The sequence below is a fragment of the Staphylococcus sp. 11511212 genome (assembly GCF_011394755.1).
GTDB lineage: Bacteria > Bacillota > Bacilli > Staphylococcales > Staphylococcaceae > Staphylococcus > Staphylococcus chromogenes.
The window spans coordinates 222,499-248,655 of sequence record NZ_JAANBQ010000017.1 but is presented as its reverse complement, the minus strand read 5'-3'; the positions used below and the strand labels follow the sequence as shown (position 1 = coordinate 248,655).

General features: G+C 38.3%; 22 protein-coding genes. 15 read left to right on the top strand and 7 right to left on the bottom strand.

From position 1 onward, the window contains the following. The 10 genes from G8Y84_RS11270 to G8Y84_RS11225 form a co-directional block, all read left to right on the top strand. Positions 1-1,110, top strand: a 1,110-nt coding sequence (locus tag G8Y84_RS11270; RefSeq protein ID WP_165806371.1) for an Ig-like domain-containing protein, incomplete at its 5' end; no start/stop codon positions are given. Between the two features lie 227 nt (positions 1,111-1,337). Then, the gene (locus G8Y84_RS11265; RefSeq protein WP_119505296.1) at positions 1,338-2,978 is read left to right on the top strand and encodes an alpha-keto acid decarboxylase family protein; all 1,641 of its coding nucleotides are present in this window, start codon (positions 1,338-1,340) and stop codon (positions 2,976-2,978) included. A gap of 480 nt (positions 2,979-3,458) precedes the next feature. Further along, the gene (locus G8Y84_RS11260; RefSeq protein ID WP_107372006.1) at positions 3,459-4,862 is read left to right on the top strand and encodes an anthranilate synthase component I; all 1,404 of its coding nucleotides are present in this window, start codon (positions 3,459-3,461) and stop codon (positions 4,860-4,862) included. Then, on the top strand, positions 4,859-5,440 hold the full coding sequence (locus G8Y84_RS11255; RefSeq protein WP_037575234.1) for an anthranilate synthase component II: 582 nt from the start codon (positions 4,859-4,861) through the stop codon (positions 5,438-5,440). The genes G8Y84_RS11260 and G8Y84_RS11255 overlap by 4 nt, the downstream gene beginning before the upstream one ends. Continuing rightward, complete coding sequence (gene trpD, locus G8Y84_RS11250; RefSeq protein ID WP_165806370.1) at positions 5,427-6,443, top strand: anthranilate phosphoribosyltransferase; 1,017 nt, start codon at positions 5,427-5,429, stop codon at positions 6,441-6,443. Before G8Y84_RS11255 ends, trpD begins: the two co-directional genes overlap by 14 nt. Further along, a complete protein-coding gene (gene trpC / locus G8Y84_RS11245; RefSeq protein WP_165806369.1) occupies positions 6,427-7,203 on the top strand; it encodes an indole-3-glycerol phosphate synthase TrpC in 777 nt (258 codons plus the stop codon). Before trpD ends, trpC begins: the two co-directional genes overlap by 17 nt. Before the next feature lie 5 nt (positions 7,204-7,208). Beyond that, positions 7,209-7,838 carry a phosphoribosylanthranilate isomerase gene (locus tag G8Y84_RS11240; protein WP_165806368.1) on the top strand — a complete coding sequence of 210 codons (630 nt, stop codon included), beginning with the start codon at positions 7,209-7,211 and terminating at the stop codon, positions 7,836-7,838. Beyond that, the gene (gene trpB, locus G8Y84_RS11235) at positions 7,835-9,049 is read left to right on the top strand and encodes a tryptophan synthase subunit beta (protein WP_107378533.1); all 1,215 of its coding nucleotides are present in this window, start codon (positions 7,835-7,837) and stop codon (positions 9,047-9,049) included. The genes G8Y84_RS11240 and trpB overlap by 4 nt, the downstream gene beginning before the upstream one ends. Then, positions 9,042-9,779 (top strand): tryptophan synthase subunit alpha, encoded by a 738-nt coding sequence (gene trpA / locus G8Y84_RS11230; RefSeq protein ID WP_165806367.1) that lies wholly within the window; start codon positions 9,042-9,044, stop codon positions 9,777-9,779. The genes trpB and trpA overlap by 8 nt, the downstream gene beginning before the upstream one ends. A 161-nt stretch (positions 9,780-9,940) precedes the next feature. Further along, positions 9,941-10,648: an HAD family hydrolase gene (locus G8Y84_RS11225; RefSeq protein WP_165806366.1), complete on the top strand. Its 708-nt coding sequence runs from the start codon at positions 9,941-9,943 to the stop codon at positions 10,646-10,648. Positions 10,649-11,122: 474 nt separating this feature from the next. Here the strand turns inward: G8Y84_RS11225 and G8Y84_RS11220 are convergent, their stop codons facing one another. Both G8Y84_RS11220 and G8Y84_RS11215 read right to left on the bottom strand, forming a co-directional pair. Further along, on the bottom strand, positions 11,123-11,551 hold the full coding sequence (locus G8Y84_RS11220) for a 6-pyruvoyl trahydropterin synthase family protein (protein ID WP_105965471.1): 429 nt from the start codon (positions 11,549-11,551) through the stop codon (positions 11,123-11,125). 201 nt (positions 11,552-11,752) lie between these two features. Beyond that, positions 11,753-12,358 (bottom strand): GNAT family N-acetyltransferase, encoded by a 606-nt coding sequence (locus G8Y84_RS11215; RefSeq protein WP_037575216.1) that lies wholly within the window; start codon positions 12,356-12,358, stop codon positions 11,753-11,755. A 151-nt stretch (positions 12,359-12,509) separates the two neighbouring features. On the opposite strand from G8Y84_RS11215, the gene G8Y84_RS11210 reads away from it, so the two are divergent. Both G8Y84_RS11210 and G8Y84_RS11205 read left to right on the top strand, forming a co-directional pair. Further along, positions 12,510-14,288, top strand: coding sequence for an ABC transporter ATP-binding protein (locus G8Y84_RS11210; RefSeq protein ID WP_103158679.1), 1,779 nt, complete (start codon positions 12,510-12,512; stop codon positions 14,286-14,288). After that, complete coding sequence (locus G8Y84_RS11205) at positions 14,285-16,069, top strand: ABC transporter ATP-binding protein (RefSeq protein ID WP_165806365.1); 1,785 nt, start codon at positions 14,285-14,287, stop codon at positions 16,067-16,069. The genes G8Y84_RS11210 and G8Y84_RS11205 overlap by 4 nt, the downstream gene beginning before the upstream one ends. Before the next feature lie 96 nt (positions 16,070-16,165). Here the strand turns inward: G8Y84_RS11205 and G8Y84_RS11200 are convergent, their stop codons facing one another. The 5 genes from G8Y84_RS11200 to G8Y84_RS11180 form a co-directional block, all read right to left on the bottom strand. Continuing rightward, positions 16,166-16,909, bottom strand: coding sequence for a MerR family transcriptional regulator (locus G8Y84_RS11200; RefSeq protein ID WP_037575207.1), 744 nt, complete (start codon positions 16,907-16,909; stop codon positions 16,166-16,168). A gap of 124 nt (positions 16,910-17,033) precedes the next feature. Next, positions 17,034-17,405, bottom strand: a complete 372-nt coding sequence (locus G8Y84_RS11195; protein WP_037575204.1) for a VOC family protein — start codon at positions 17,403-17,405, stop codon at positions 17,034-17,036. A 48-nt stretch (positions 17,406-17,453) separates the two neighbouring features. Beyond that, entirely contained in the window at positions 17,454-17,882 is a 429-nt protein-coding gene (locus tag G8Y84_RS11190) for a pyridoxamine 5'-phosphate oxidase family protein (protein WP_037575201.1), read from the bottom strand. Positions 17,883-18,321: 439 nt separating this feature from the next. After that, complete coding sequence (locus G8Y84_RS11185; RefSeq protein WP_103158677.1) at positions 18,322-19,713, bottom strand: alanine/glycine:cation symporter family protein; 1,392 nt, start codon at positions 19,711-19,713, stop codon at positions 18,322-18,324. 407 nt (positions 19,714-20,120) lie between these two features. Further along, complete coding sequence (locus G8Y84_RS11180; RefSeq protein WP_037575195.1) at positions 20,121-22,079, bottom strand: fructose-bisphosphatase class III; 1,959 nt, start codon at positions 22,077-22,079, stop codon at positions 20,121-20,123. A gap of 265 nt (positions 22,080-22,344) precedes the next feature. Between G8Y84_RS11180 and G8Y84_RS11175 the strand changes: the two genes are divergently transcribed. The 3 genes from G8Y84_RS11175 (at position 22,345) to srtA (ending at position 26,114) form a co-directional block, all read left to right on the top strand. Continuing rightward, positions 22,345-23,538 carry an MFS transporter gene (locus G8Y84_RS11175; RefSeq protein ID WP_107366336.1) on the top strand — a complete coding sequence of 398 codons (1,194 nt, stop codon included), beginning with the start codon at positions 22,345-22,347 and terminating at the stop codon, positions 23,536-23,538. Positions 23,539-23,758: 220 nt separating this feature from the next. Continuing rightward, complete coding sequence (locus tag G8Y84_RS11170; RefSeq protein ID WP_107366337.1) at positions 23,759-25,045, top strand: pyruvate MFS transporter; 1,287 nt, start codon at positions 23,759-23,761, stop codon at positions 25,043-25,045. 469 nt (positions 25,046-25,514) lie between these two features. Continuing rightward, positions 25,515-26,114 (top strand): class A sortase SrtA, encoded by a 600-nt coding sequence (gene srtA, locus G8Y84_RS11165; protein WP_037575184.1) that lies wholly within the window; start codon positions 25,515-25,517, stop codon positions 26,112-26,114. Positions 26,115-26,157 lie beyond the last annotated feature (43 nt).

The window sequence follows — 26,157 nt, the reverse complement described above, 5'->3', positions numbered from 1 at the left end:
GAACCAGGTGGCACAGTAACAGTAACATTCCCTAACGGAGAAGTCGTGACAGGTACAGTTGAAGAAGATGGTACATGGACAGTGGACGTACCACCAACAGTAACATTAACTGAAGGTGACGTGATCACTGCAACAGTAGAAGACGACAATGGTAACGTTTCTACGCCAGGTAACGGAACAGTAACTGACACGATCGCACCGGACGCACCAGTTGTGAACAATCCACAGCCAAACGATGGAACAGTAACTGGTACTGGCGAACCAGGTGGAACAGTGACAGTAACGTTCCCTAACGGCGAAGTGGTGACTGGAACTGTAGACGAAGACGGAACTTGGACAGTGGATGTACCGCCAACAGTGACATTAACTGAAGGTGACGTAATCACTGCAACAGTAGAAGACGATAACGGTAACGTTTCTACGCCAGGTAACGGAACAGTGACTGATACAATCGCTCCTGAACCACCAGTTGTAGATCCAATTAAACCAGGTGACACAGTAGTGACTGGTGAAGGTGAACCAGGTGGCACAGTAACAGTGACATTCCCTAACGGCGAAGTGGTGACTGGAACTGTAGACGAAGACGGAACTTGGACAGTGGATGTACCACCAACAGTAACAATTAAAGATGGCGACACAATTGCTGTAACGCAAACTGATAAAGGTGGAAACGAATCTGATTCAACAACTGTTGTTGTCACAGGTGATAAAGATGATTCAACAACACCACCAGTTGATAACAATGGCAACAATAATGACGGTAATAATGATTGCCCTGTTGTGAAACCAATTCAAAATAATGACACTTCTTTAACTGGTCAAACAGAACCAGGTGCACCAGTGAAAGTTGAATTCCCAGGTGACACTACAGTAACAACTGAAGCTGATGATGAAGGTCAATTCACAGTATCTGTCTCTCAACATGTAGCGCTTAACGACGGTGATACAGTTAAAGTGACAGGATCTGAAGACAAACCTGCAACAGCTAAAGTAGGAGAATTACCTGAAACAGGTTCTACAACGAACCCAACATTATTCGGTGGCTTAATTGCTGCGCTTGGATCATTATTCTTATTCGGCAGACGTCGTAAAGAAAAAGAAGAGCAATAATTCATTTAAGCTCGAATAACCAGAGACCCGAAAATTTCGGGTCTCTTTTTTATCGTTTGAACAACATTTGTGCAGTTGAACAATTATTTAGAACAACTCTATTTTTATAACTATCTATTGTGCTTACAAATGTGTGATGTAACATAAATAAAATAAAGGTCAATATAATTGACGTTTATAAATAGATTGACTATACTGTAAGAAAAATAGAGAAAAAAGGTGAAAAAATGAAAAAGACAGTTAGTCAATTTATTTTTGATGAAATAGCGCGTCAAGGTGTAGATTCGATATTTGGCGTTCCTGGTGATTTCAATTTAGCGTTTTTAGATGAAATCATCGCACATCCGACACTCAACTGGATAGGGAATACCAATGAATTAAATGCTGCTTATGCGGCAGATGGTTATGCACGCATCAAAGGTTTAAGTGCACTAGTCACAACATTTGGTGTGGGTGAATTAAGTGCGGTGAACGGCATTGCGGGTTCCTATGCGGAGCGTGTCCCTGTCATTGCGATTACAGGTGGACCAACAACTGTGGTTGAAAATGCAGGAAAATATGTACATCATTCTTTAGGGGAAGGCCAGTTTGATGTTTATCAAAAAATGTTTGAGCCTATTACTGTCGCACAAACGTATGTGACACCAGAAAATGCGCTTACTGAAATTCCGCGTGTCATTCAAGCGGCAATAGATGATAAACGTCCGGTTCATATCCATTTGCCGATTGATACAGCGATGGTGGAAATAGAAGTGCCTGAACAAGTGGAATATCCAGAAAATCGTAGCAGTGATAAAACAGACTGGGTTTCTACAGTGGAACAAAAATTAAAACAAGCTAAACAACCGACACTGATTGTAGGCCATGAAATCAATAGCTTTCAGTTACACAATGAATTACGTGACCTTGTGGATCAGTTAAAACTTCCTGTTGCGCAATTATCATTGGGTAAATCAGCCTTTGATGAAACACATCCAAATTACATGGGCATTTATGATGGCAGTATTGCGCATGAACCGATTAAATCTTATGTTGATAACAGCGACTTAGTCCTAACCTTAGGCGCAAAGTTAACAGACTCTGCAACGGCAGGCTTTTCACAAAAATTTTCAAATGACAAAGTGGTTATGTTAAACCATAAGAATATACAATTCGATAATCAAACAATGTCACCGATGTCACTCTCTGACATTATTCAAACACTCAAAACAATGAATTATCAATTTGATGGTGAATTTCCTCAGTTTGCGCAATCTACTCATACTGAGGTTGACGTAGACGATAAACCGTTAACGCAAGAAAAATATTTTGAAGTAATGCAAAATTTTATCCAACCGAATGACGTGTTACTTGCCGAACAAGGGACATCATTTTTCGGCGCTTATGAGTTAGCTTTACCCAAAGATGTGACCTTTATTGGACAACCTTTATGGGGATCTATTGGTTATACATTCCCATCTACTTTGGGGACACAACTCGCTGATCGCAATCGTCGAAATGTGTTATTGATTGGGGACGGCTCACTACAATTAACTGTACAAGAACTTGCGACGATGTTGCGCCATGATTTAAATCCAGTTCTTTTCATTATTAATAATGATGGATATACTGTTGAACGTAAAATTCATGGAGAGCATCAGCCTTATAATGATATTGGCTCATGGAATTATCGCTTACTTCCGACGGTATTTGGCAATGAAGATATTCCTACGTATAATGTCACAACGTCTCGTGAACTTAAAACGGCCATGGATAAAGTCAACGAGCATCCTCAATCCATGCACCTTGTTGAAGTGCATATGGATAAACATGATGCACCTGAGAAACTCGCAAATATTGCGAAAGCTTTCGCTACACAAAATAAATAACTAAAACGTGTTGACAAGGCAAAAGGTTATCTGTATAGTATGAATTATCAAACAACTTAAGCAGATTGATAAGTAACGTTTGTAGTTGTAGCAACAAGAAAGCTAACGGGTGATGAGAGTTAGCACAATGCATTCGTGAATTGGGCAATCGTTATGCTTACATTTAAATTATGTTTAAAGTGAACATGCGATGTGCATGTTAATAAAGGTGGCACCACGTTAACGCGTCCTTTCGAGAGCGTTAATGTGGTGTTTTTATATTTGTGAGGTAAGATGAAGTAGTTTTGTCATTGGGTAGTGTCAGAAAATGAACGGGTGATGCGAGTTCATACCTATACAAAATGAATTGGGTCTTACTATAAGCAACCAAATAAATATTGAGAGTGAACAGTAACAACTGTTAATGAAGGTGGTACCGCGCGTGAAGCGTCCTGATGAAGGACATTCATGTGCGGATTTTTTATTTAAAGGAGGTACAAGATGAAGATTAAATATCGAGTGGTCAACGCTCCGGTCAATCCTGAAACGTTTGCGAGACATCGCAACAAAAAAATTGTTTTAGAAAGTGCGACGACCCATCAAACGAAAGGGCGCTATTCTATTGTGGTCTTTGAGACATATGGGGAATGCACTTTATATAAAGAAAAATTATTTATCAAAACGCCACATCAAACCAAAAGTATTACGGCCGCGCCGTTTGATGCTTTGAAAAAATATATCAACGCGTATTATGCGAAGGTTGAAGAACCACAACTTAAAGCACTTCCATTTATTTCAGGATTTATGGGTTATTGCAGTTTTGATCTTGTGCGACATGCGTTTCCGGTTTTAAAAAAATACCCCATTGAAGGTGAAGGGTGTGATGCCTTATTTCATATGGTGGAATCGGTGTATGTTTTTGATCATTATAAAGAGCAAATCTACGTGATAACGACGAATTTGTTTTCAAATGCGACTGAATCAGAACTTGAGTCAAGATTAGACGCCATGATGTTAGAGTTTGACCAACTCCAATTGTTTGAAAATGAGGAATCCAGCGCTTTACCACAAAAGCATATTGAAACGAATGTTTCTGACGCTGATTTTATACAACGGGTTAAAATGTTTAAGCAACTGATTCAACAAGGGGATATGTTTCAAGTCGTGCCTTCGAGAGTTTATCGTTATAAACATTACTTTAATAAAGGGCTCAATACTTTATCGTATCAATTGTATCAAAAACTTAAGCGTAACAATCCAAGCCCTTATATGTTTTATTACAATATGGGCGCCCAAATATTTGTAGGAAGTTCACCTGAAAGTTTCGTGAAAGTGAAAGACCGAGAAGTCATGACTAATCCTATTGCTGGAACAATAAAGCGAGGGAAATCATCTCAAGAGGATTTAGACAATGAAGAGATACTCCTGACAGACGAAAAAGAGTTGAGTGAACATCGAATGTTGGTTGACCTCGGTCGCAATGATATTTTACGTATTGCAGAACCTGGTTCTTTGAAAATACCTAAATTAATGACGATTGAACGGTATGAACATGTGATGCACATTGTGAGCGAAGTGATTGGGACTTTAAACGTTCATGTTTCTCCGATGGATGTGATTACCTCTTTGTTACCGACAGGCACAGTCTCAGGTGCGCCTAAGGTGAGAGCGATTCAACGTATTTACGAAGCACATCCCTATCAACGCGGGGTGTATAGTGGTGGTGTCGGTTATATCAATTGTGACCATGCGCTTGATTTGGCGCTTGCGATTCGCACGATGGTCATTGATGAGACTTACGTCAATGTCGAAGCAGGGTGTGGGGTTGTCTATGATTCGATTCCAGAGAAAGAACTGGAAGAAACACGTCTCAAAGCAAAAAGTTTACTGGAGGTGACGCTATGATTCTTGTCATCGATAATTATGATTCATTTACGTACAATCTCGTGGATTTGTTCGCTCCATTTGATGAAGTGGTCATTCGTTACCCAGATGATGCGACAATTTATGATTTAAAACCAGATGTCCTTGTCATTTCGCCAGGGCCAGGCCATCCAGATGATACTTCTCACCTCAAAGACATCATTCATTATTTTAATGATTTGCCGATATTAGGGGTTTGTCTAGGTGCACAAGCACTGTACAGCTACTACGGTGGCAACGTCATTGTCGGCAAACGTGTGATGCATGGGAAAATAGATCAACTTTCCTATGACCATCCAACCGCATTGTACGAAAATATATCAGAATATTCTGATATTATGCGGTATCATTCTCTTATTTGTGAAGAAGTTTCCTTACCCAAAACATTAAAGGTGACCGGTCGTACGGAAGATGCGATTCAATCATTTGAACACGATACACAATTACATTTTGGCATACAATACCATCCCGAATCATTTGCGAGTCCAAATGTTGCCCGAGTCATTCAAAATTTTATGAAGCTTGCCAAGAAAGGAGTGCTCCCACATGACATTACTTAATACATTACAACAACAACATTCACTGACACGTACAGAAACGGAGACATTTGTTCAAAATTTACTTTCAGAAACAGTCCATTTAGATGAAAAAGTCCGTCTCCTTGAAGCTTATACGGCGAAAGGTGAGAGCGCAGATGAACTTTATAATTTAGCGCAATCTTTAATCCAAACAACTTATGACCCTCAACCCAAATATGCCGGCAGTATGTGTGTTTGTGGGACGGGGGGAGACGGTTCTAATAGCTTTAACATTTCAACGACCGTCTCGTTTATCGTTGCAGCGGCGGGTGTGCCTGTTATCAAACACGGGAACAAAAGTGTCACGTCACAGTCGGGGAGTGTAGATATTTTACAAGCGATGCATATTCCAACGACGCCAATGGCAAAGGTGACACAACAAGTAGCTATGACAGATTTAGCTTTTGTTAGTGCGACACAGTCCTATCCGATAATGAAACATTTACAACCTGTCCGTAAGCAAGTCGGCCGGCCGACCATTTTTAATATTGTGGGTCCTATCATTAACCCGTTTAAACTTGATTATCAAGTGATGGGGATTTACGACCCGACACGCATGCAAAAGGTGGCAGAAACGTTAAAACGGCTTGGACGAAAAAAAGCAATTGTCGTTCACGGTGCTGGAGGAATGGATGAAGCGACACTTTCTGGAGAAAATCAAATCGTCGAAATTAACGCAAACGGTATACACACTTATACCTTGAATGCGACAGAACTAGGCTTACGTTATGCTGAGAATTCCGAACTGCAAGGAGGTACTCCAGAAGAAAATAAAGCGATTACTCTAGGAATTTTAAACGGGACGGACACTACGGTGCGTCGAGATGTCGTTATTTTAAACGCTGCACTTGCGCTCTATGTCGCAGAAAAGGTAATTAACATTCAAGATGGTGTCATCTTAGCAGCTAACTTAATCCAAAGTGGCCAAGCTTACTGTCAATATGAAAAAGTAACCGAGGAGGTGCCTCATGAACATATTGGATGAAATTGTTCTTTATAAAAAAAGACTATTAAATGAAGGTTATTATGAACAAAAACGTCAAACTTTACCCACTGTAGACGTCAGTTATAAAAGCAAGCTCATAGACCAATTACGTGAGAGCGATTGTATCGAAGTCATCGCTGAAATCAAATCTAAAAGCCCAACAGTTTCAAACATTCCTGAACGTAACCTTGAAGAACAAATCTTAGCTTATCAAAAGGGCGGCGCGGCTGCGATCTCCATTTTAACGGATGAACATTATTTTAACGGTTCATTTGAACGGTTAGTCGATTTAACGAAGAAAACCACACTTCCTGTTTTATGTAAAGATTTTATAATTGATGAACGCCAAATTGATGTCGCCAAACAAGCGGGGGCGTCCATCATCTTACTGATTGTCCATATTTTAACCGACGAAGCTTTACAGCGATTATATGATTATGCACGCCAATTAAACTTAGAAGTCTTAGTCGAAGTGCACAGTACCGAAGAACTAAAACGTGCCCATCAGCTACAACCGAATTTGATAGGTGTCAATAACCGCGATTTAGAACGGTTCATTACCGATGTGACACATACAAATACGATTTTAGAATCCAAAAGAGAGGATATCTTTTATATTTCAGAAAGCGGGATTAAAACCACGCGAGACATTGAACAACTCGTGCCTTCCGGTATTCATGGGGTGCTTATCGGGGAATCATTGATGAAAGCGTCTGATCCAGTGTTGTTACTCCAATCATTTAAATATCAAAGGATTTGAGGGATATGTATTTAAAATATTGTGGATTTACGCGAATCCAAGATGTGAGAGAAGCCAGTGCACTGAATATTAATGCGATAGGATTTATCCTTTATCCCAAAAGTGCACGTTATGTGGATTTAGATCATCTTCCCATACTTACAGAACAGGTGCCTGACCATATTGACCGCGTGGCAGTCACAGTCAATATGCCACTATCCATGATGGAACAAGTATTACGGAAAACAACGATTAATACCCTCCAATTACATGGGGAGGAACCTCCGGAGTTTGTAAGAAAATTAAAAAGACGTTATCCAGACGTCCAACTGATTAAAGCCCTTCCAGCAACCCATGAGTTGGAACAAAATATTAAAAACTATAGGCCAGTCGTCGATAAAATCATTGTCGATACACCTACTGAAGCCTATGGAGGCTCAGGAGAAAGTTTTGATTGGCGACATTTAACAGAATTGAGCACAATCCCCGTCATTGTAGCGGGGGGATTAAATTTACAAAATGTGAAAGCTTTAATGGACAATTTTCCACATATTGCTGGATTAGATGTCGCAAGTGGTATCGAACATGATAAAGGGATAAAAGATCTTACGAAAATGACACAAATCGCTATGCGCGTGAAAGGAGACCAATCATGAAAAATATTCAATTACAAGCAGATGAAAACGGGTTATTTGGAGGTTACGGAGGCCGTTATGTGCCTGAAACATTAATGCCTGCTATCCAAGAATTAAAAGCAGCTTATGATGAAGCAAAAGAAGATTCAGAGTTTATGAAAACGTATCACACATATTTGAAAGAATATGTGGGGCGTGAGACGCCATTGACGTATGCGGAATCATATACCGAGTCACTTGGAGGCGCCAAAATCTATTTAAAACGAGAAGATTTAAATCATACGGGTGCCCATAAAATCAACAATGCGATTGGGCAAGCGCTCATCGCCAAAAGTATGGGTAAAAAGAAACTCGTGGCAGAAACAGGCGCTGGGCAACATGGTGTTGCGAGTGCCACTGTAGCAGCATTATTTGATATGGAATTGGTCGTATTTATGGGAGCGGAAGATATTAAGCGTCAACAACTCAATGTCTTTCGCATGGAATTACTCGGCGCAAAAGTAGAATCCGTAGAAGAAGGTCAAGGCACGTTATCCGATGCCGTGAACAAAGCGCTTCAATACTGGGTGTCTCATGTGGATGATACACACTATTTATTAGGTTCAGCCTTAGGACCAGACCCATTTCCGACAATGGTACGTGATTTCCAACGGGTAATAGGTGATGAAATTAAAGCACAACTTCAAGACAAAGAACAACGCTTACCTGATGCCGTCGTTGCGTGTATTGGCGGAGGATCTAATGCAATTGGAACGTTTTATCCCTTCATTGAAGATGATGTAAAACTCTATGGTGTTGAAGCAGCAGGAGAAGGAAAAGAGACAAATCGACATGCCTTAGCGATTTCTAAAGGGAAAAAAGGGATATTACATGGCGCTAAAATGTATTTGATTCAAAATGATCAACATCAAATTGAACTGGCGCATTCCATTTCTGCTGGATTAGACTATCCAGGTGTAGGTCCTGAGCATTGTTATTATCACGATATAGGGCGTGTCACGTATGAATCTGCCTCTGATGAAGAAGCCATGGAAGCACTCGTGCGATTTACAAAAGCGGAAGGGATTATTCCCGCGATTGAGAGTGCACATGCATTAAGTTATGTGGAAAAGCTCGCCCCTCAAATGAATAAAGATGAAATTATTGTGGTCACAGTTTCTGGACGCGGTGACAAAGATATGGAAACGATTCGTAAATATATGGAACAAAAAGGAGGTTCATCACATGCGTAAATATTTTGTAGCCTATATTATGGGAGGCCCTCAATTTATCAATGAACTCAAACTTTTAGATGAAGAAGGTGCTGATTTTGTCGAAATAGGTATTCCATTCTCCGATCCTGTTGCAGATGGTCCGACGATTAAAGCAGCCGGTGAAAAAGCTATTGAAGCGGGAATGACGGTGGAAAAGATTTTAGAGCAGTTGAACACGCACCAACATGAATTAAAAACCAAAACGATTTTAATGACGTATGCGCATATGATTGAAGCATATGGAGAAGAAGCTTTCATGCAAGCCGTCGATGAAGCGGGGGTGTATGGTTTAATTATTCCAGATATGCCTTTTGAATATGCTGAACAATTAAAAGCACGTTATCCTCAACGCCGTGTCAAAATCATTTCACTGATCGCCATGACAGCAAAAGAAGAACGCCTCAAACAAATTGCGCAACACGCTGAAGGTTTCATATATACGGTCACAATGAATGAAACGACAGGTCAAAATGGGCAGTTCCATCCTGAATTAAAAACTAAAATCCAACACATCCAAAATGAAACAGAGATTCCTGTAATGGCTGGATTTGGGATCAGAACGCCTGAGCATGTTCGAGAGATTAGCACTGTAGCAGATGGCGTTATTATAGGGAGTGAAATCGTTCGCCGTTTAGAGGAACAGGGCATCGAAGGCACACGGCCCTTTTTAAAACAAGTGCGTCAAGTGTTAGATGAAACATTATCATAAATTCCCTAACTTTTTGAGGTGATATTAAAAAATGAGAGGCGCGTAATGAAACAGAAGGCAATGGATTTGAGTTGAAATTGAGTAACATGATTTATGTAAAAAGCATGAGAACGGGTTATAATAAAGAGTAACAAATTCATTGTCGAGAGGATGGGGCACTGATGGCATATACTTATATTTTTGATTTAGATGACACGTTGTACGATCAATTGGGTGCATTCAATGTAGCGTATCATTATCACTTTGCGGATAGCGATATTGGTGTTGAAACGTTGTACCGGCATTTTAGACATTATAGCGATATGGTGTTTGAACAAACCCAAGAAGGTCAAATGACACTGACAGAAATGCATATTTATCGGATTACCGAAGCGGTGAATGATTTTGATATCGCATTGCCAGAGAAAAAAGCACTCGATTTTCAAAAAGACTATGAAAAAGCGCAACAACATATTGCCTTGTCGCATCCTATTAAGACATTATTGTATGACTTAAAACAAAGCGGAGTTCAAGTCGGGATTATTACCAACGGTGAAGGGCATCATCAACGTATGAAATTCAAAGCGTTAGGATTAGATCATCTTATTCCAGAAAATCATCTCTTTATCTCTGCTGAAGAAGGAATGATGAAACCCGACGTCGCTTTGTTTGAACATGTCGCACAAACGTTAGAATTAAATCCTCAAAAAACGTTTTATATCGGTGACAACTTTGAAAATGATGTGGTTGGTGCCTTAGATGCAGGATGGCGAATGATATGGTTTAATCGCCGTAATCGTGCACGAACAAAGGAAGGCTATGAACCAGATTTTGAAGTAGAGTCAGAAGAAGCGCTAGTTGACTGCATTCGACAACTTCAAAATAAATAAAGGAATTTTAAAACCACCTAAGTGTGATTTCTCAACACTTGGGTGGTTTTGAATTTTATTGAAACATAAATAATTTCATAAATTTGATTGTTCCACAAAGCCTCGCTTTTCTGGGAGCATTACAGAAATCTATCTGATTTCGTAGTAATGCCTGCCGGTGCATGAAGACGTTAGGAATGTAATGAGTTACGTCTTCAGTACACCTATGAACTTGCGTGAATAGGTGGTCCTTATTTAAAGTTGCGTAAAGCTTAAAAAGCGCATGCTCAATCCAGTCAGCTACTGCCACTTTTTTATTGTAGCAAGCAAAAAACCTTAAAATGGATTTTCGGTTTCGGCTAGATGCCTCAGAAGTCTCGGCTAGGAACCAATCAAATTCGCTATATTTATTTACGAACCTAAGATATAAATCTTTTTAACGACTCGGTTTAACTGATTTAATTATTGGTGTCTTTTATGTCTAACTGCGTTTTTTTATTGTGCCATGATGTCGCGTGTGAAGCGTATGCCTTGTTCTGGTGTTTCATACATTGTAATCGCATTGAGGGACACATCGTCAGGAAGATGTGTGCTAAAAACTTCCCAAATCCAGTGAATCATATTTTCTAATGTAATATTCATATCAGGTAACGTATCATTTAAGAGTTGACCTTCTAAGTGAGGGGCAAGGTGTGTTTTATAAATTTTGTCAATAACTCTAAAATCGACACCCATGCCTAATTCATCGGTTTTTGACCACAATTCTATATCTAATAAATAGCGGTTATCTTTTAAATCGTGATGTGCTGTTTCATTAAAAAAGATACGCGCATCGGCAGTAAATTCATAATGTTTTAACACTAAAATCGTTTTTTGATGACGCGCAAATTGCTTTGGCGCTTGGACATGATCAAACTTTGACATAATTTCGACCTCGTTTCCTTTTTTATTAGCATTACCCACGAAATGTGTCATTACAAATTATATGAGATGGACGCAAATGTATAAAAAATAGGCGATAATCATGCTAATCGTGTAAAATAATCGATAACATGTAAATGCACTCGTTTGAAGGAAGGCTTTGGTGCAAACTTATACTATGACGTATGAGCATCAGCTAATTGTCTATAATTGTTTAACCATGCGATATAAATGATATGGGTCATGATGAAGCGCTTGATCAATAGTAAATCCCTGCTTTTTGTAGAGTTGTTGGGCTTCTATGTTATCTTGCTTCACGGTTAAAGAGACTTTACGGTAACCATGATGATGCGCAAAGACGTCAATATGTTGTAACAGTTCAGTAGCAATGCCTTGACGATGGAATTCAGGCATCACCGCTAGGAGCGTAATGTGAAATTCGTCATCTTTTCCTTCTTCAAGTGCGAGTAATGCTCGGATATTGTTGGCATATTCATAAAGATGTTTGAAGACATTCCATTGTTTGAGTTGCAGGATATGCCAAAATGTGTAGACATCAGCTTTAACGATTTGTTTTGCAGGCATCGCCGTGATAATTCCAGCGACTTTGCCATCCACGTGAGCGACCCAACTGAAATCATAGCTAAATCGATTGTGTTTTTTCTTCCATAACGTATGAATATGCGCATAGATTTCATTTAATCGACCTGTACCAAAAAGGGGGTAACTCATTTCTTCTATGGCAAGTGTTGTTAAAAATCCAGATTCAGGAAGTTCCGGATAAGCAGGATGAATGTCAACAGTAGTCATAAAAGGGCCTCCTCCAAATTTAATGACATATATACCATGCCCTAGTTGGACATTTCTCAAACAATCAGTAATTCTTTTAATCGATAAATTATCTTATGAGTTGAGGTATAATAGTATTCACATTCATCTATCTATTTAAAGGAGGGAGACGATGAAGGTTTTTCGTGCGTTAAGCTGGTTTTTCAAACAAGAGAAATGTCGCTTTATCACTGCCTTTTTGGCCATGTTTGTGACCGCATTTTGTAGTTTGGTTCCACCTCAAATTATTGGGCGTGTCATTGACCATATGACTTCAAAAACGTTGACCTCACACTTATTAATGATGTATTTAGGTCTTATCTTATTCACAGGTCTGATGGTTTATGTGCTGAGATACTATGCACGTCTACAATTATTCGGTGCGAGTGCGAAATTAGGACGGCTACTTCGTCAGCAATTGTATGACAAATACATCAGTATGCGGGCCCAATTTTTTCAAACGTATCGTACAGGAGACTTAATGGCGCATGCGACCAATGATATTCGTGCGGTACAAAGTACGGCGGGTGTTGGGGTCATGACGATTTCAGATGCACTGATCATGGGTGGGATGACGTTAGTGATGATGGCAGTAACGGTCAGTCCTAAACTCACATTAATTGCCATGTTACCGTTGCCGATTTTAGTGATTTTGACGCAATTCTATGGGAAATTACTGCATAAAGGGTTTAAAGATGCGCAAGGTGCGTTTAGTGAACTCAATGATAAAACACAAGAAAGCATTGCGGGTGTCAAAGTGACGAAATCTTTTGGTTATGAACGTGCAGATGAAGAAGATTTCCGCGAGTTGAGTGATCGTGTTGTCGCGAAAAATCTTAAAGTGACGAAAATCGACGCACTATTTGACCCTACGATACAGCTCGTGATTGGGGCAAGTTATTTATTAAGTGTGGTATTTGGGGCTTATATGGTCATAGGCAAGGACATTACGATTGGCCAACTGATTACTTTTACGACATATCTCGGGATGATGGTTTGGCCTTTACTGGCGCTTGGATTTTTCTTTAATATTGTGCAACGTGGCAGTGCGTCGTATGAACGTATTTTAAAGTTATTGGCAGAGCCTGACGATACACATGACCAGGAGTCGTTATCGGTGGCACCAACAGGAAATATACGTTTTCAACTGAAAGAGTTTACGTTTCCAGAGGAAACGGACCCAAGTTTACACGATGTGACTTTCACAATAGAACCCGGAATGACGGTCGGCATTGTGGGGAGTACAGGTTCAGGGAAAAGTTTATTGATTCGTATACTCTTAAGAGAGTTTGATCCTCCTCGTGCTGAAGATGTCACTTTCGGGGGTTACCCTTTAAGTCAGTATCCCATTGACTTATTGAGAGCGCAGTTTGGGTATGTTCCTCAAGATCATTTTCTTTTTTCATCAACGATAAGAGGAAATATTGCGTTTAGTCAACCTGATATTGACGACGCGACACTTTATCATGCTAGCGAGATGAGCCGTATTCATCAAGATATTATGACCCTTCCTGCCCAATACGACACAGTTGTGGGAGAACGGGGCGTCTCACTTTCAGGAGGTCAAAAACAGCGGATTTCAATTGCACGGGCGCTCCTTGCAAATCCAGAAGTGCTCATCCTTGATGATTCGCTGTCTGCGGTAGATGCGGAAACAGAAACACAAATCCTCCAAAATTTAAAACAAGCGCGTCAAGGTAAAACCAACATTATTACCGCACATCGTATGAGCGCAGTTATGCATGCCGATTTAATTATTGTGATGCGAGAAGGGACAATTTTAGAACAAGGCACACATGAAACCTTGATGGCACAACAAGGTTGGTATGCGGAAACATTTCAAGCACAAGCGATGGAACACCGATTAACAGAAGCGCTCGGTGACACTGTAAAAAGGGGGGGAGGAAGATGAGTGAATCACAACCTCAAATGACGTCTAAAGATCAAATGAAAGCATTAGGAAGGCTTTTAAAATATACATTCCCGTTCAAATTACTCATTACGTTAGCCCTTTCAATGTTAGTGTTAACGACAGTAGCGAGTATGTTGATACCATACATCGTAAAGGTCTTCATTGACCGTTACCTCGTCCCACAACATTTCCCGGGAAATGAAATCACCTTTTTGCTTATATTGTTTATTTTTGTAGAGCTAACAGTTGCAGTCACTGGCTATTTGAGCGTTTACTTTTTAGAGTATTTGGCATTAAAAGTCATACAACAACTTCGAATAGACGCCTTTCATGATATCTCAAGTTTGGGCATGCGTTTCTTCGATCAAACACCGAGTGGGAGTATTGTTTCACGTTTAACAAATGATACAGAAGCCATTGTGGAGATGTTTACGGGAGTTTTAGCGACCTTTTTAGTGGCCATTTTTATGGTGATTTCAAGTTTTGTGATGATGTTTGTCTTAGATTTCAAGATGGCCTTTTTTGCGTTAGGTTTCGTGCCACTCATTGCGCTCGTTTTAGGGTTATACCGTAAATATGCATCGATTTATTTTTATGAAACAAGACGCAAACTCTCAGATTTAAATGCGAAACTCGGTGAATCGATTGAGGAAATTAAAATCATTCAAGTCTTTAATCAGCAACGCCGATTGAAATCAGAATTTGCGGAGATTAATTCCTCGCATTATCACTATATGATGAAAACCATTCGGTTAGACAGTTTATTACTTAGACCTGCCATTACTTTGATTTCTACATTATCTATTATTGCGATTTTAGCGTATTTCGGCCTATTAAGTTTTAGGACAGCAGTCACAGCGGGGACAGTTTATGCCTTTATCCAATATATGCAACGTTTTTTCGAACCTATCAATCAGGTCAGTCAAAATTTAAATATTTTTCAACAAGCGGTCGTGTCCGCCAGTCGTGTGTTTCACATGATGGATAACCAAGATATTGCCCCTGCACAACACCAAGAAAACGGCCATATTCAAGAGGGGCGTATTGAATTTCGTGACGTCTCATTTAGTTATGATGGAAAACAAGACGTTCTGCACCATATCAGTTTCGTTGCTGAACCAGGACAAACAGTAGCACTGGTCGGACATACGGGGTCAGGGAAAAGTTCTATCATTAATTTGTTTATGCGCTTTTATGAATTTGAACGGGGAGATATTTTCATCGATGGACAATCGATTAAAACATTTCCGAAAGCGGAATTAAAAGAAAAAATCGGTCTCGTCCTGCAAGATCCATTTATGTTTTACGGGACAATTGAATCCAATATTAAACTCTATCACCCCACAATGACATTCGAACAAGTCGAAGCAGCCGCAAAATTTGTTCATGCGCACGAGTTTATTATGAACTTTAAAGAGGGATACCAACACCCTGTGATTGAAAAAGGGAGCACACTTTCAAGTGGCCAACGTCAACTGATCGCTTTTGCGAGAACGATGGCCATTGATCCCAAAATATTAATATTAGACGAGGCGACTGCGAATATTGATTCAGAAACGGAAGAACTTATCCAACAATCGTTGACAAAAATGCGCCACGGTCGAACAACTATCGCCATTGCCCATCGCTTATCCACAATTCAAGATGCAGATTTAATACTCGTTTTAAACCGTGGGGAAATTGTGGAACGAGGCACACACGATGAGTTAATTCGAAAAGGGGGCATTTACGAAAAAATGTATCAATTACAACGACACGGAGAAGTGACCTCGTCGGAATAACAGAATAAAAGCGCTCAAAATTCAGAAAGAATGGATTTTGAGCGCTTTTAAAATGATAAAATCTAACAAATTTCATCGAGCTTTAAAGCGAGGAGTTTAGGCATAATGGTAGATGATTTTGGCCAAAAGTTCCGGGGCACCTTCACCTGCCAGATGAGTGTAATATTGCGCAAAGCGTTCATCATGGACATAAAGGTCGGCCATTTGAAGGTGATAATTTTTAGAATAATAAGGGGCCATAGCTTTTAACCAAGATTGATGAACATTAAATATAAAGTGTGCTTTTTCATGTTTAAGTGACACGGGATTTTCTAACAAATCTTTGAGTGCCGTGCAAAGTTGACGTTCAGCTTCTTCAGCGTTTTTAAATGTAGTGTAGTCTAGGTTTAAATAATGTTGGTCGAAAGCTTCAAGTGTCGGTGCGTCATATTTTTCATTTAATTCATTCTCATATTGTGCTTTATTTTTTCTATATTCGGTTTGTTTAAAATGTTCAAAACGTTGTTCCACAGTCATAGTGGTTCCTCCTAATTGTCGTTTGATGTGTTGGATTTTTTTACTTAATTCCTCTTGTTGCTTCAATAACATCTCTAAATGATGGTGTAATGTCTGATTTAAATCACACGTTGGCTCATCCAATATTGCTTTAATTTGTGATAGTGGTACATTCATTTCTTTGTAAATTAAAATTTGTTGAAGCCGGTCTAAATGCGCATTATCATAATAGCGATAATCAGAGTTCGGGTGACGGTGTGCTTTTAATAAACCTATTTGATCGTAGTACCTTAATGTACGGGTCGAAATATTTGTTTTCCTAGCCAATGCTTTAATCTGATACATCCTGTTCACCTCACTTTCTATGATAAATGTACAGGTTGACGTCACGTCAAGGTCAAGCGCAAAAAAGAGAGACGCAAAATCTTGAAGATTTACGTCTCTCTTTTAATATACGTTCAAAATAGGATTAGCTTCTAACCGCAAAGTAGTGTCCTTCGTCGTCTGAAAAATTGAAAATAGTGCCTCCTGGCATATCTACTTTATCACCGACTGTGACACCTTTTGCTTTTAATTCGTCGTACAGTTGGTCAATATCTTGCGTGACAAACATCAAGGAAGGAGTTCCGGTATTGACACCCATACCCATCGCTTCTACTTTTGCTTTATCGTGTAAGACGATAGAAGTTTGCGCGTCGGTAGTCGGGCTTAATATGATGACACGCATATCGTTCGCCACATCGTCAGAAATGACTTTGAAGTTTAATTTTTCAGTCCAAAATTGTTTTGCGTTTTCTTGATCATCTACATATAACATGACTTCTTGTAATCGTTCAATCATAGTGAGGCTCCTTTATGTTTTAAAATAAATTATGTGTTGGTCTATATATTAAAGGTTACTGACATCAATTTCAACCGGTGCACCTTGTGTTTTAGAATCATGTAACAGTATCGTTTCAGGAATGATGCGCAAAACAACTAAATCAGGATCCTCTTTGGAATCGAAAAACGTTTTGTCTTGTGATTGCCACAATTCGTCGATGATTTCTTGAGATGTAACCAATTCGATTGTGCCTTCGATTTCAACGTAAGGTAAATTATTTTGTTCTTCATAACCTAATAAAACATGTGTTTTAGGGTTGTTTTTAAGTTCTTCAAATTTGCGAGATTGCTTACTTGTTTTTGTATAAAGTTCTAAACCATCATTATAAAAAATCATATAGCGACTGTTCGGTTGATCTTGGTAAGACGTTGATAAAACACCAATGCGTGATTGTGCAATGACTTCGTTTATTTTTTGAATGGCTTGTTGTTCCATTTCATATCACCTCATTGTCTGTTTACCCTAGCCAAAGATAAAAAAACAATGCAGGGAAGTAGACTATTTTAATTATTTGATTGTTCCATAAAGCCTCGCTTTTCTAGGCGCCTTACCTCTGCATGAAGACGTTACGAATGAAATGAGTTACGTATTCAGTACACCTATGAACATACGTGAATAGCTAATCCATAGTTTAAGATTGAGCTAATCTCAATCTTAAAATGGATTTTCGGTTTCGGCTAGATGCCTCAGAAGTCTCGGCTTAGGAATCAATCAAATTTATTGTATTTGTTCATCAGTGCATATTATAAAACATAACTTATTGATTTTTTACCTAATTAATTATATTAAAAGAGCCATCAAAATTTATCCTTAGATAAATCTTGATGGCCTACTCACTTAAGATGAAATCCATAGTTCTAACTCTTAATCAAAATTATGAATTAAATTGTTTTGTTGATGGTTTGAAGTAATCTTCTGTTTCTTGGCGAATAACTTTATATAAGAATAAAATACCGATTAAGTTTGGAATCATCATGAGTGCGTTCGCTGTATCTGCAAAAGCCCATACTAAACGTAAATCAGCGACAGTACCAATAAAGGTCGCAATGACATAAATCACAGCGTAAATCATCATGAGTTTGACACCAAATAAATATTCAAAACACTTCGCCCCGTAAACAAACCAGGCAATAATTGTTGAGAATCCAAAGAAAATAACCGATAACGAAACCACATATTCACCGACAATCCCTAGTGAAGACGCAAAGGCTTGACTTGTCAGTGCACCGGCTTCAAGGCTTGGATCGTGTTTAACACCGGAGAGAAGACCTCCTGAAGGATCCCAAAAGCCCGTTACAAGTAAAACAAGAGCCGTCATTGTACAAACGATAATCGTAACGATAAAAGTACCAGTCATTGCGACAAGGGCTTGAATCACGGGGTGGCTCGTTTTCGCGTTACCAGATATTAAAGCCACCGTACCAAGACCTGCTTCGTTTGAGAAGATTCCTTTTGAAACGCCGTGTTGTAAAGCTTGCATCACCATAATACCTGAGAATCCGCCAGCAGCAGAAACAGGTGTGAAGGCGTGTTCAAAAATTAAACCAAAGGCAGGTAAAATTTTGTCGTAATTAAGCACGATGATTAAAATAGAAGCACCAATATACAAAATGGCCATCATCGGTACAAAAAATCCTGCGACATCACTGATACGTTTAATCCCACCAAAGATGATGAAAGAAATCAAAATGACTAATACAATCCCAGTGATAACGCCATTAACATTAAAGCTATTCGTCATTACGTCTGCAATTGTGTTAGATTGAACGCTATTACCAATACCTAGAGAAGCAAATGCGCCAAAAATAGCAAACGCAATGGCTAAAAATTTAAATTTTGGACCTAATCCTTTTTCTATGTAATACATGGGACCACTAATATATTCGCCAATTTGGTTTTTATCACGATATTTCATCGCAAGTAAAGCTTCGGCATATTTTGTCGTCATGCCAAGTAAACCGACGACCCACATCCAAAATACAGCACCAGGACCACCCAGCGTAACGGCTGTTGCCACACCTGCAATGTTCCCATTACCAATCATACCAGCGAGGGAAGTCATTAACGCTTTAAAGTTACTGATATCGCCTTCACTTTCATCGGTATCCTTTTTATTTGGGACGAATGCAAGTTTAAACGCATGGCCTAACTTGCTAAATTGTAAACCTTTCAGTACAAATGTTAAAAATAACCCTGTACCCACTAATAAAATTAAACTCGGTGCACCCCATAAAACCGCATTAATTTTATTTAACACTTCTAACACAAAAAACCCCTCCATTTGTCATCGTTAAAGAAAACGCTTTCATTATTATAAGATAGTTGCTCGTTGCTGTAAATTCATATTTGATGATTTTAAGTCAATGCATTTCAAGTGCTACGGACATATAAAAGGGGTGTGATTTCACATGTCGATAGGCTTGAAGGATGCTATTGAATTTCTTACGCTCTTTGACGCAAGAGATATCAATTTTAACTATGAGAAACCTCAAAATTCACATTACTAAATTTTACACTGATATGATAAAAATTGCCAATTATATTTTAAGAAAGAGAAAAATCACACTATAGCTTATAAAAGAGGGGAATCATGGGGATGACAAAGTGTCCTCAAAAATTACAAAGCCATCCCAATTTATCTGAAAATAAATTGGGATGGCTATTCTTATTAGATTATTTTTTCATATATCGATAGGCCATTAATGCTCTTAACATATCGATTTCTTTTTGGAGTTCCAGGCCTTTATTCGTATCGCGAATCAGTTTACGTTCTAATTCTTCATCAACGACACGTCTTATAGAGTGCTCATCTTCTCCCGTTTTTAAAACAGTTTCTTTTGAGTTGAACTCCTGGTGCGCCACAAGTTGCATACCGAATGAATTGTACAGTAACGTATATCCTGCGATACCTGTCGTACTTTGATAGGCTTTAGAAAATCCACCATCAATTACAAGCATTTTGCCATTCGCTTTAATAGGATTTTCACCGTCACGTTCTTTGATAGGGGTATGTCCATTGATAATACGCCCTGTTTCAGGATCCATCTCAAATTCAGCTAACATTTTCTTAACCATTTCTTCATCTTCACGAAGGTGATAGTAAGGGTTTTTGACTTCTTTATGTGTGGCTTTATCACTAATGAAATAACGTTCGAATGTCGTCATGGCACGTTTACCGAAAAGGGAAGAATATTTTCCTGTCCATAAATACCAAATTAAATCTGTCGATAAATCATCTTGCGTATCTAAGTCATTGTAGGCTTTGCGTACATGATATTCAAATTCATCAATCAATGCGCGTCCCGCATAATGTGTTCCTGCAATTTCCATGCCTTCCATGTTGCCATCCTCATCTACTGGAATACAACCATGGATTAATAAATTACCATTGTAACGCAAGTAGAGATTGCCTTTTTTCATTAAGAAATCAATATGACGACGGAGTTTCTCAGATTCTTGGAAAGAGACGATTAATTTGTCCATGACTTCTCTTTCTTCTTCAAGTAAGGCCGTTGGGTTACGGGGATCAATCGTTTTAAAACATGTGTTTTCGAGTTGATATGTTTTACCCCCGATGTCTAAAGTATGGTTTTGGTAGTTCACACGGTCGAGTAGAAGTCGACTCGCCATCTCAAATTCTGGACGACGTTTAATAATGGGTCCTTCAAGTTTGAACTGAATCATCGCGATTGCTTGATGTATTTTAGTGATTTGGAGTTGTTCTAATTCTGATGACGATTTTTCGGGATGCTTTTTAGGACGAAACGCTGGGTTATCGTCATAATATTTTTCAGCTAAGGTGAGCAAAGGACGTAAGTTAATCCCATAAGCATCTTCAATAATGTCTAAATTGTCATAACGTGCACAAATGCGCAATAAGTTCGCAAGACAGACTTGTGAACCTGCATAAGCGCCCATCCATAACACATCGTGATTCCCCCATTGGATATCGACAGAATGATAGTCAATTAAAGTATCCATAATTTTATCAGGGTCTGGTCCACGGTCGTAAATATCTCCAACGACATGAAGATGATCTACAACAAGGCGTTGAATGGTATTGGATAAACTAATAATTAATTTATCGGCTTGATGCAGTTTAATAATTTGTCTAATGATGTTGTTGTAATAATCATTTTTGTTATTGTACTTGTTACTTTTATAGAGTAGCTCTTCAATAATAAACACGTATTGTTTAGGTAAAGCTTTACGTAATTTTGAACGTGTATATTTAGAAGATGTATATTTAATCAATTCAACAAGACGATGAATCGTGTCTTCATACCACGAATCACGTTCTGATTTTGTATGGAAATCATTTTTAATTAATTTGATTTTGTCTTCGGGATAATACACCAAGGCTGTGAGTTGATTCATTTCGGCCACAGTTAAACGCTCGTTAAAAATATCATGAATTTTCGCTTGCACATTCCCAGAGCCGTTTCTTAACACGTGTTGAAAGGCATTAAATTCCCCGTGCAAATCACTCACAAAATGTTCCGTTCCTTTTGGTAATTCTAATATAGATTCAAGACTAATAATTTCGGTTGCTACTTTTTCTTCTGAATCAAATTTTTCAGCAAGTAAGTCTAAATATTGCTTTTTTAATTCAGATTCGTTAATCGATTGCATCAATGTGTCACCTCTGCTTCAAGTTATGTCTGTATATCATACAGTAAAAGATTCCCATCTTTCTATGAATTGAATTGGATGTATGTATAAAAAAATTAAGCGCTTCCAACTCTATTAAATCATATTTGTGTAGGAAATTGAATTCAGATTTCTTACAATTTTGCTTTGCCATAAAAATCTCTTATTTGCAAATTATTTCACTTAGATTTAGAATAAGACGGCAATAGTTAGTTAGGCTTACTAATTTTAGAAGGGGGGAATATGGATGGCGCATTCTAAAACGCCACTTTTAACAAAAAGTTATGTAGTGAATTTTCTCATAAGTTTATTACTCTATTTAACGATGTATTTGCTTATCGTTGTTATTACCCAATATACCGTCAATCAATATCATGTTTCTGACAGTTTGGCTGGATTAGTCATGGGATTATTTATCGTCGGTTCACTGTTAGGGCGGTTTATGATTGGCCGTTTTATTAATGTTATTGGACCTAAAAAGATTTTAGTCATTGGGTTAATCGCTTTTATATTAACGCAATGTCTTTATTTTTTTGAAGGGTCACTTATTTTCTTAATGGTGACACGCTTATTAAACGGCTTTGCCTTAGCGATCGCAACAACAGCGACAGGAACCATTGTCGCGTTAATCTCACCTGTTGACAGACGCGCTGAAGGTATCAGCTTATTTAGTCTGAGCCTTGTGGTAGGCGCTGCTGTTGGACCTTTTGTCGGTTTATTATTGTCACACATTTATCCGACGGTGGTGTTATTTGTACTTTGCGTCATTATCGCATTTATTGCGTTATTCATGTCTTTTACCTTACATATCGATTTTACGGTGGAACCCTTAAGGGCAGAGGACAAGCAATTTAAACTTTCACAATTTGTTTCTATTCCAGCTTTACCGATCGCGAGTGTCATTCTCGTTTGTGGTTTAGGTTATGCCTCGGTGTTATCTTTTATTCAAATTTATGCGGAAACGCTAAATCTCGTTACAGTGGCAAGCTATTATTTCATCGCTTATGCCATTGCTTCAGTCATTACACGTCCTATCGTAGGGAAAATTATGGATCGTTATAATGAAAACAAAATCGCTTACCCTGCACTCATTTTGTTTTGTCTCAGCTTAATTGCTTTAGCAGTGGTGACGACTTCAACAGGATGGCTCTTACTCATTTCTGGTGCACTATTAGGTGTGGGATACGGTTCAATGACTGCCGTTTGTAATGTCGCAGCCATCAAAGTGTCCGACAAAGACAAAATGGGGATTGCAACCTCTACGTTTTATATTGGTCTCGATTTTGGATTAGGATTTGGTCCATTTGCCTTAGGCTTTTTAACGTCGTCTGTAGGTTTCAGTAAAATGTATGCGGTGACTGCGTTTATTTTAGTACTTTGTATCGGGTTATATTGGATGGTTCATGGCCGTCATATTCAAGCACGAGGACAGGAAAAATAAACATCAAATTGATTTGCTATTAAAGTATCCATGAGTTCTATAGACGTGTTAATTCATGATTTTTCAGATGAATGGTTTTTGAATATAATTTTTTAGACTTTTTCAAATTTGTTCATAAAATATTCAAAATTTTTATTGTAACCGCTTTCTTCATGTGGTATATTCAAAAAGCTAACTGAAAAGGTCATCTGATGACCTAATGAAAAAGAGGGGGCAAATCATGAATCAACAACGTGAAAAAAGAACTAAAGTTCGTTGGATGTTTGCAGGAATGTTTTTCTTAATTGGGGTTATTGCTTATATGGACCGTGCGAATATTTCATATATAGCAACACCAATGATGGAGGATTTGAATTTATCAAAAACACAATTTGGATTTTTAGCATCATTCTTTTCATTGGGATATGCATTAATGCAAGTTCCGTCTGGATTTTTAGCAGAAAAATTTGGACCTAAGAGAATGTTATCCATTGCATTAGTATGGTGGAGTGCATTTACAATATTTACAGGATTAGTTAAAAACCACGGATTTTTATATTTTATACGTTTTTTATTTGGTGTTGGGGAAGCACCAATGTATCCATCAAACGCAGTATTCAATACATTTTGGTTTAGTAAAACCGAAAAAGGGCGAGCGTCAAGTGCATTATTAGCGGGTTCTTATTTTGGACCGGTTATTGCACCGTTTATTACTATTGCAATCTATAATACATTTGGTTGGCAAGCTGTATTTTTCATCTTTGGAGCTGTCGGATTTTTAATTGCGATTCTTTGGGCAATTATAGCGAAAGATTTACCAGAACATCACAAAATGGTCAATGAAGCTGAAAAACTTTATATCATGGAAAATCGTGATGTGGTGGAAACTGAAAAGTCAGTGGCACCATGGGGGCGTTTCTTCGCAAGATTTAGTTTCTATGCGATTGCGGCACAATATTTCGTCGTTCAGTTTGTGATTACTATTTTCTTATATTGGTATCCAACATATTTAATTGAGACATTCAATGTAGATTCTGGAACAATGAGTAAACTGGCAGGAATACCATGGTTGGTCATGTTTGGAATAATTATGGCTGGGGGTATTATTTCTGACAGTATATTAGGAAAAGGGAAGTCAAGATTTGTAGCTCGAGCTTTATTAGCAATTGCAGGTTTTGTATTATGTGGTATTGCTTTATTTTTAGCTGTAACATCAGAATCACTTTTGATGAATATAATTTGGATGTCACTTTGTTTAGCGGGTGTAGGTCTCTCTATGGTCATGAGCTGGGCTTCAGCGACAGATATCGGGCGTAACTTCTCAGGATCTGTTACAGGATGGATGAACCTTTGGGGAAATATAGGAGCTATGTTAAGTCCAATAATAATTCCGGTATTAGAGAAAATAATTGGTTGGGAAGCGGCGTTATTATCTATGCTTGTATTAGTCGTTTTAGCCATTGTGTTATGGTTCTTCGTTAGACCAGACCATCCTTTAGTAAAAGACGAATCTGAAAAAGCAGTATAATGGATTAAGTGAAATTATAATAGATGCACAATTATAGGGGACATCGCTTTCCTTATAGAGAGAAAGCCATCAAAATTTATCTGAACATAAATTTTGATGGCTATTTTATTTTTTTAAGGTGTTCGAACACTACGCATAGAATTCCGAAAGGGTTTTAATGTAAAAAAGACATCTCTTTATAATAGAATAATATTGGTCAGCCAACCTATATTAAATCCACGAGGAGATGCCATAATGGCTAAAGACATGGATAGAGTAGTACATATAAAATAAAATTGTAAGTCTCTCTTATTTAACTTAGGAGCGTTAGGTAATTTAGGTGGAAATTAAAAAAATTCCGACATCATTTAAGTGCGCTATATTAGAGAAAAGAGGATAAAAATGTTGATGTCGCAAATCTTTATTTGATTTGTTTTCTCATTTAATATGGTAAAATATAAGCAATACTTTTTAGAAAGGCGTTCGATGTATGAAACGATTATCACGAATTTTAATGCCATTATTAGGTGTCATTTTAATACTTGGTGGATTATACTTAGTTTTTCGTCCTCAAGTGGATGCATTTTTTACAAAACAAGAAAATAACAATAAAATTGAAGAATACCAAGCTTCTCAGAATAAAAGTTCATTTCAAAACACAAACATCTCTAAGGATAAGTCTAAAGTGGTAGGGGTGTTAAGCGTACCTTCAGTCGATATTAAAGAGCCTGTCTATCCAGGACCTGCCACACCTGAACAATTGGACCGAGGCGTGAGTTTTGCTGAGGAAAATGAATCTTTAAAAGATCAAAACATTTCGCTTGCAGGCCATACAGATTACTCCATGAACTATCAATTTACGAAGTTACATGGGGCAAAAAAAGGGGATGAAGTCACGCTCAAAGTCGGCAAAGAGACACGTAAATATAAAATCACCTCTATTAAAGATGTCGATCCTTATGCCGTTCAAGTGTTGGATGAGATGAATAAAGATAAACAACAACTCACATTAATTACGTGTGATGATTATGATGAAAAAACAGGAAAATGGTTAACACGTAGTATTTACGTCGCAGAGGAAGTAGCTTAATCAAAGAGACGAACCGACTCTAAATCGAGTCAGGTTCGTTTTT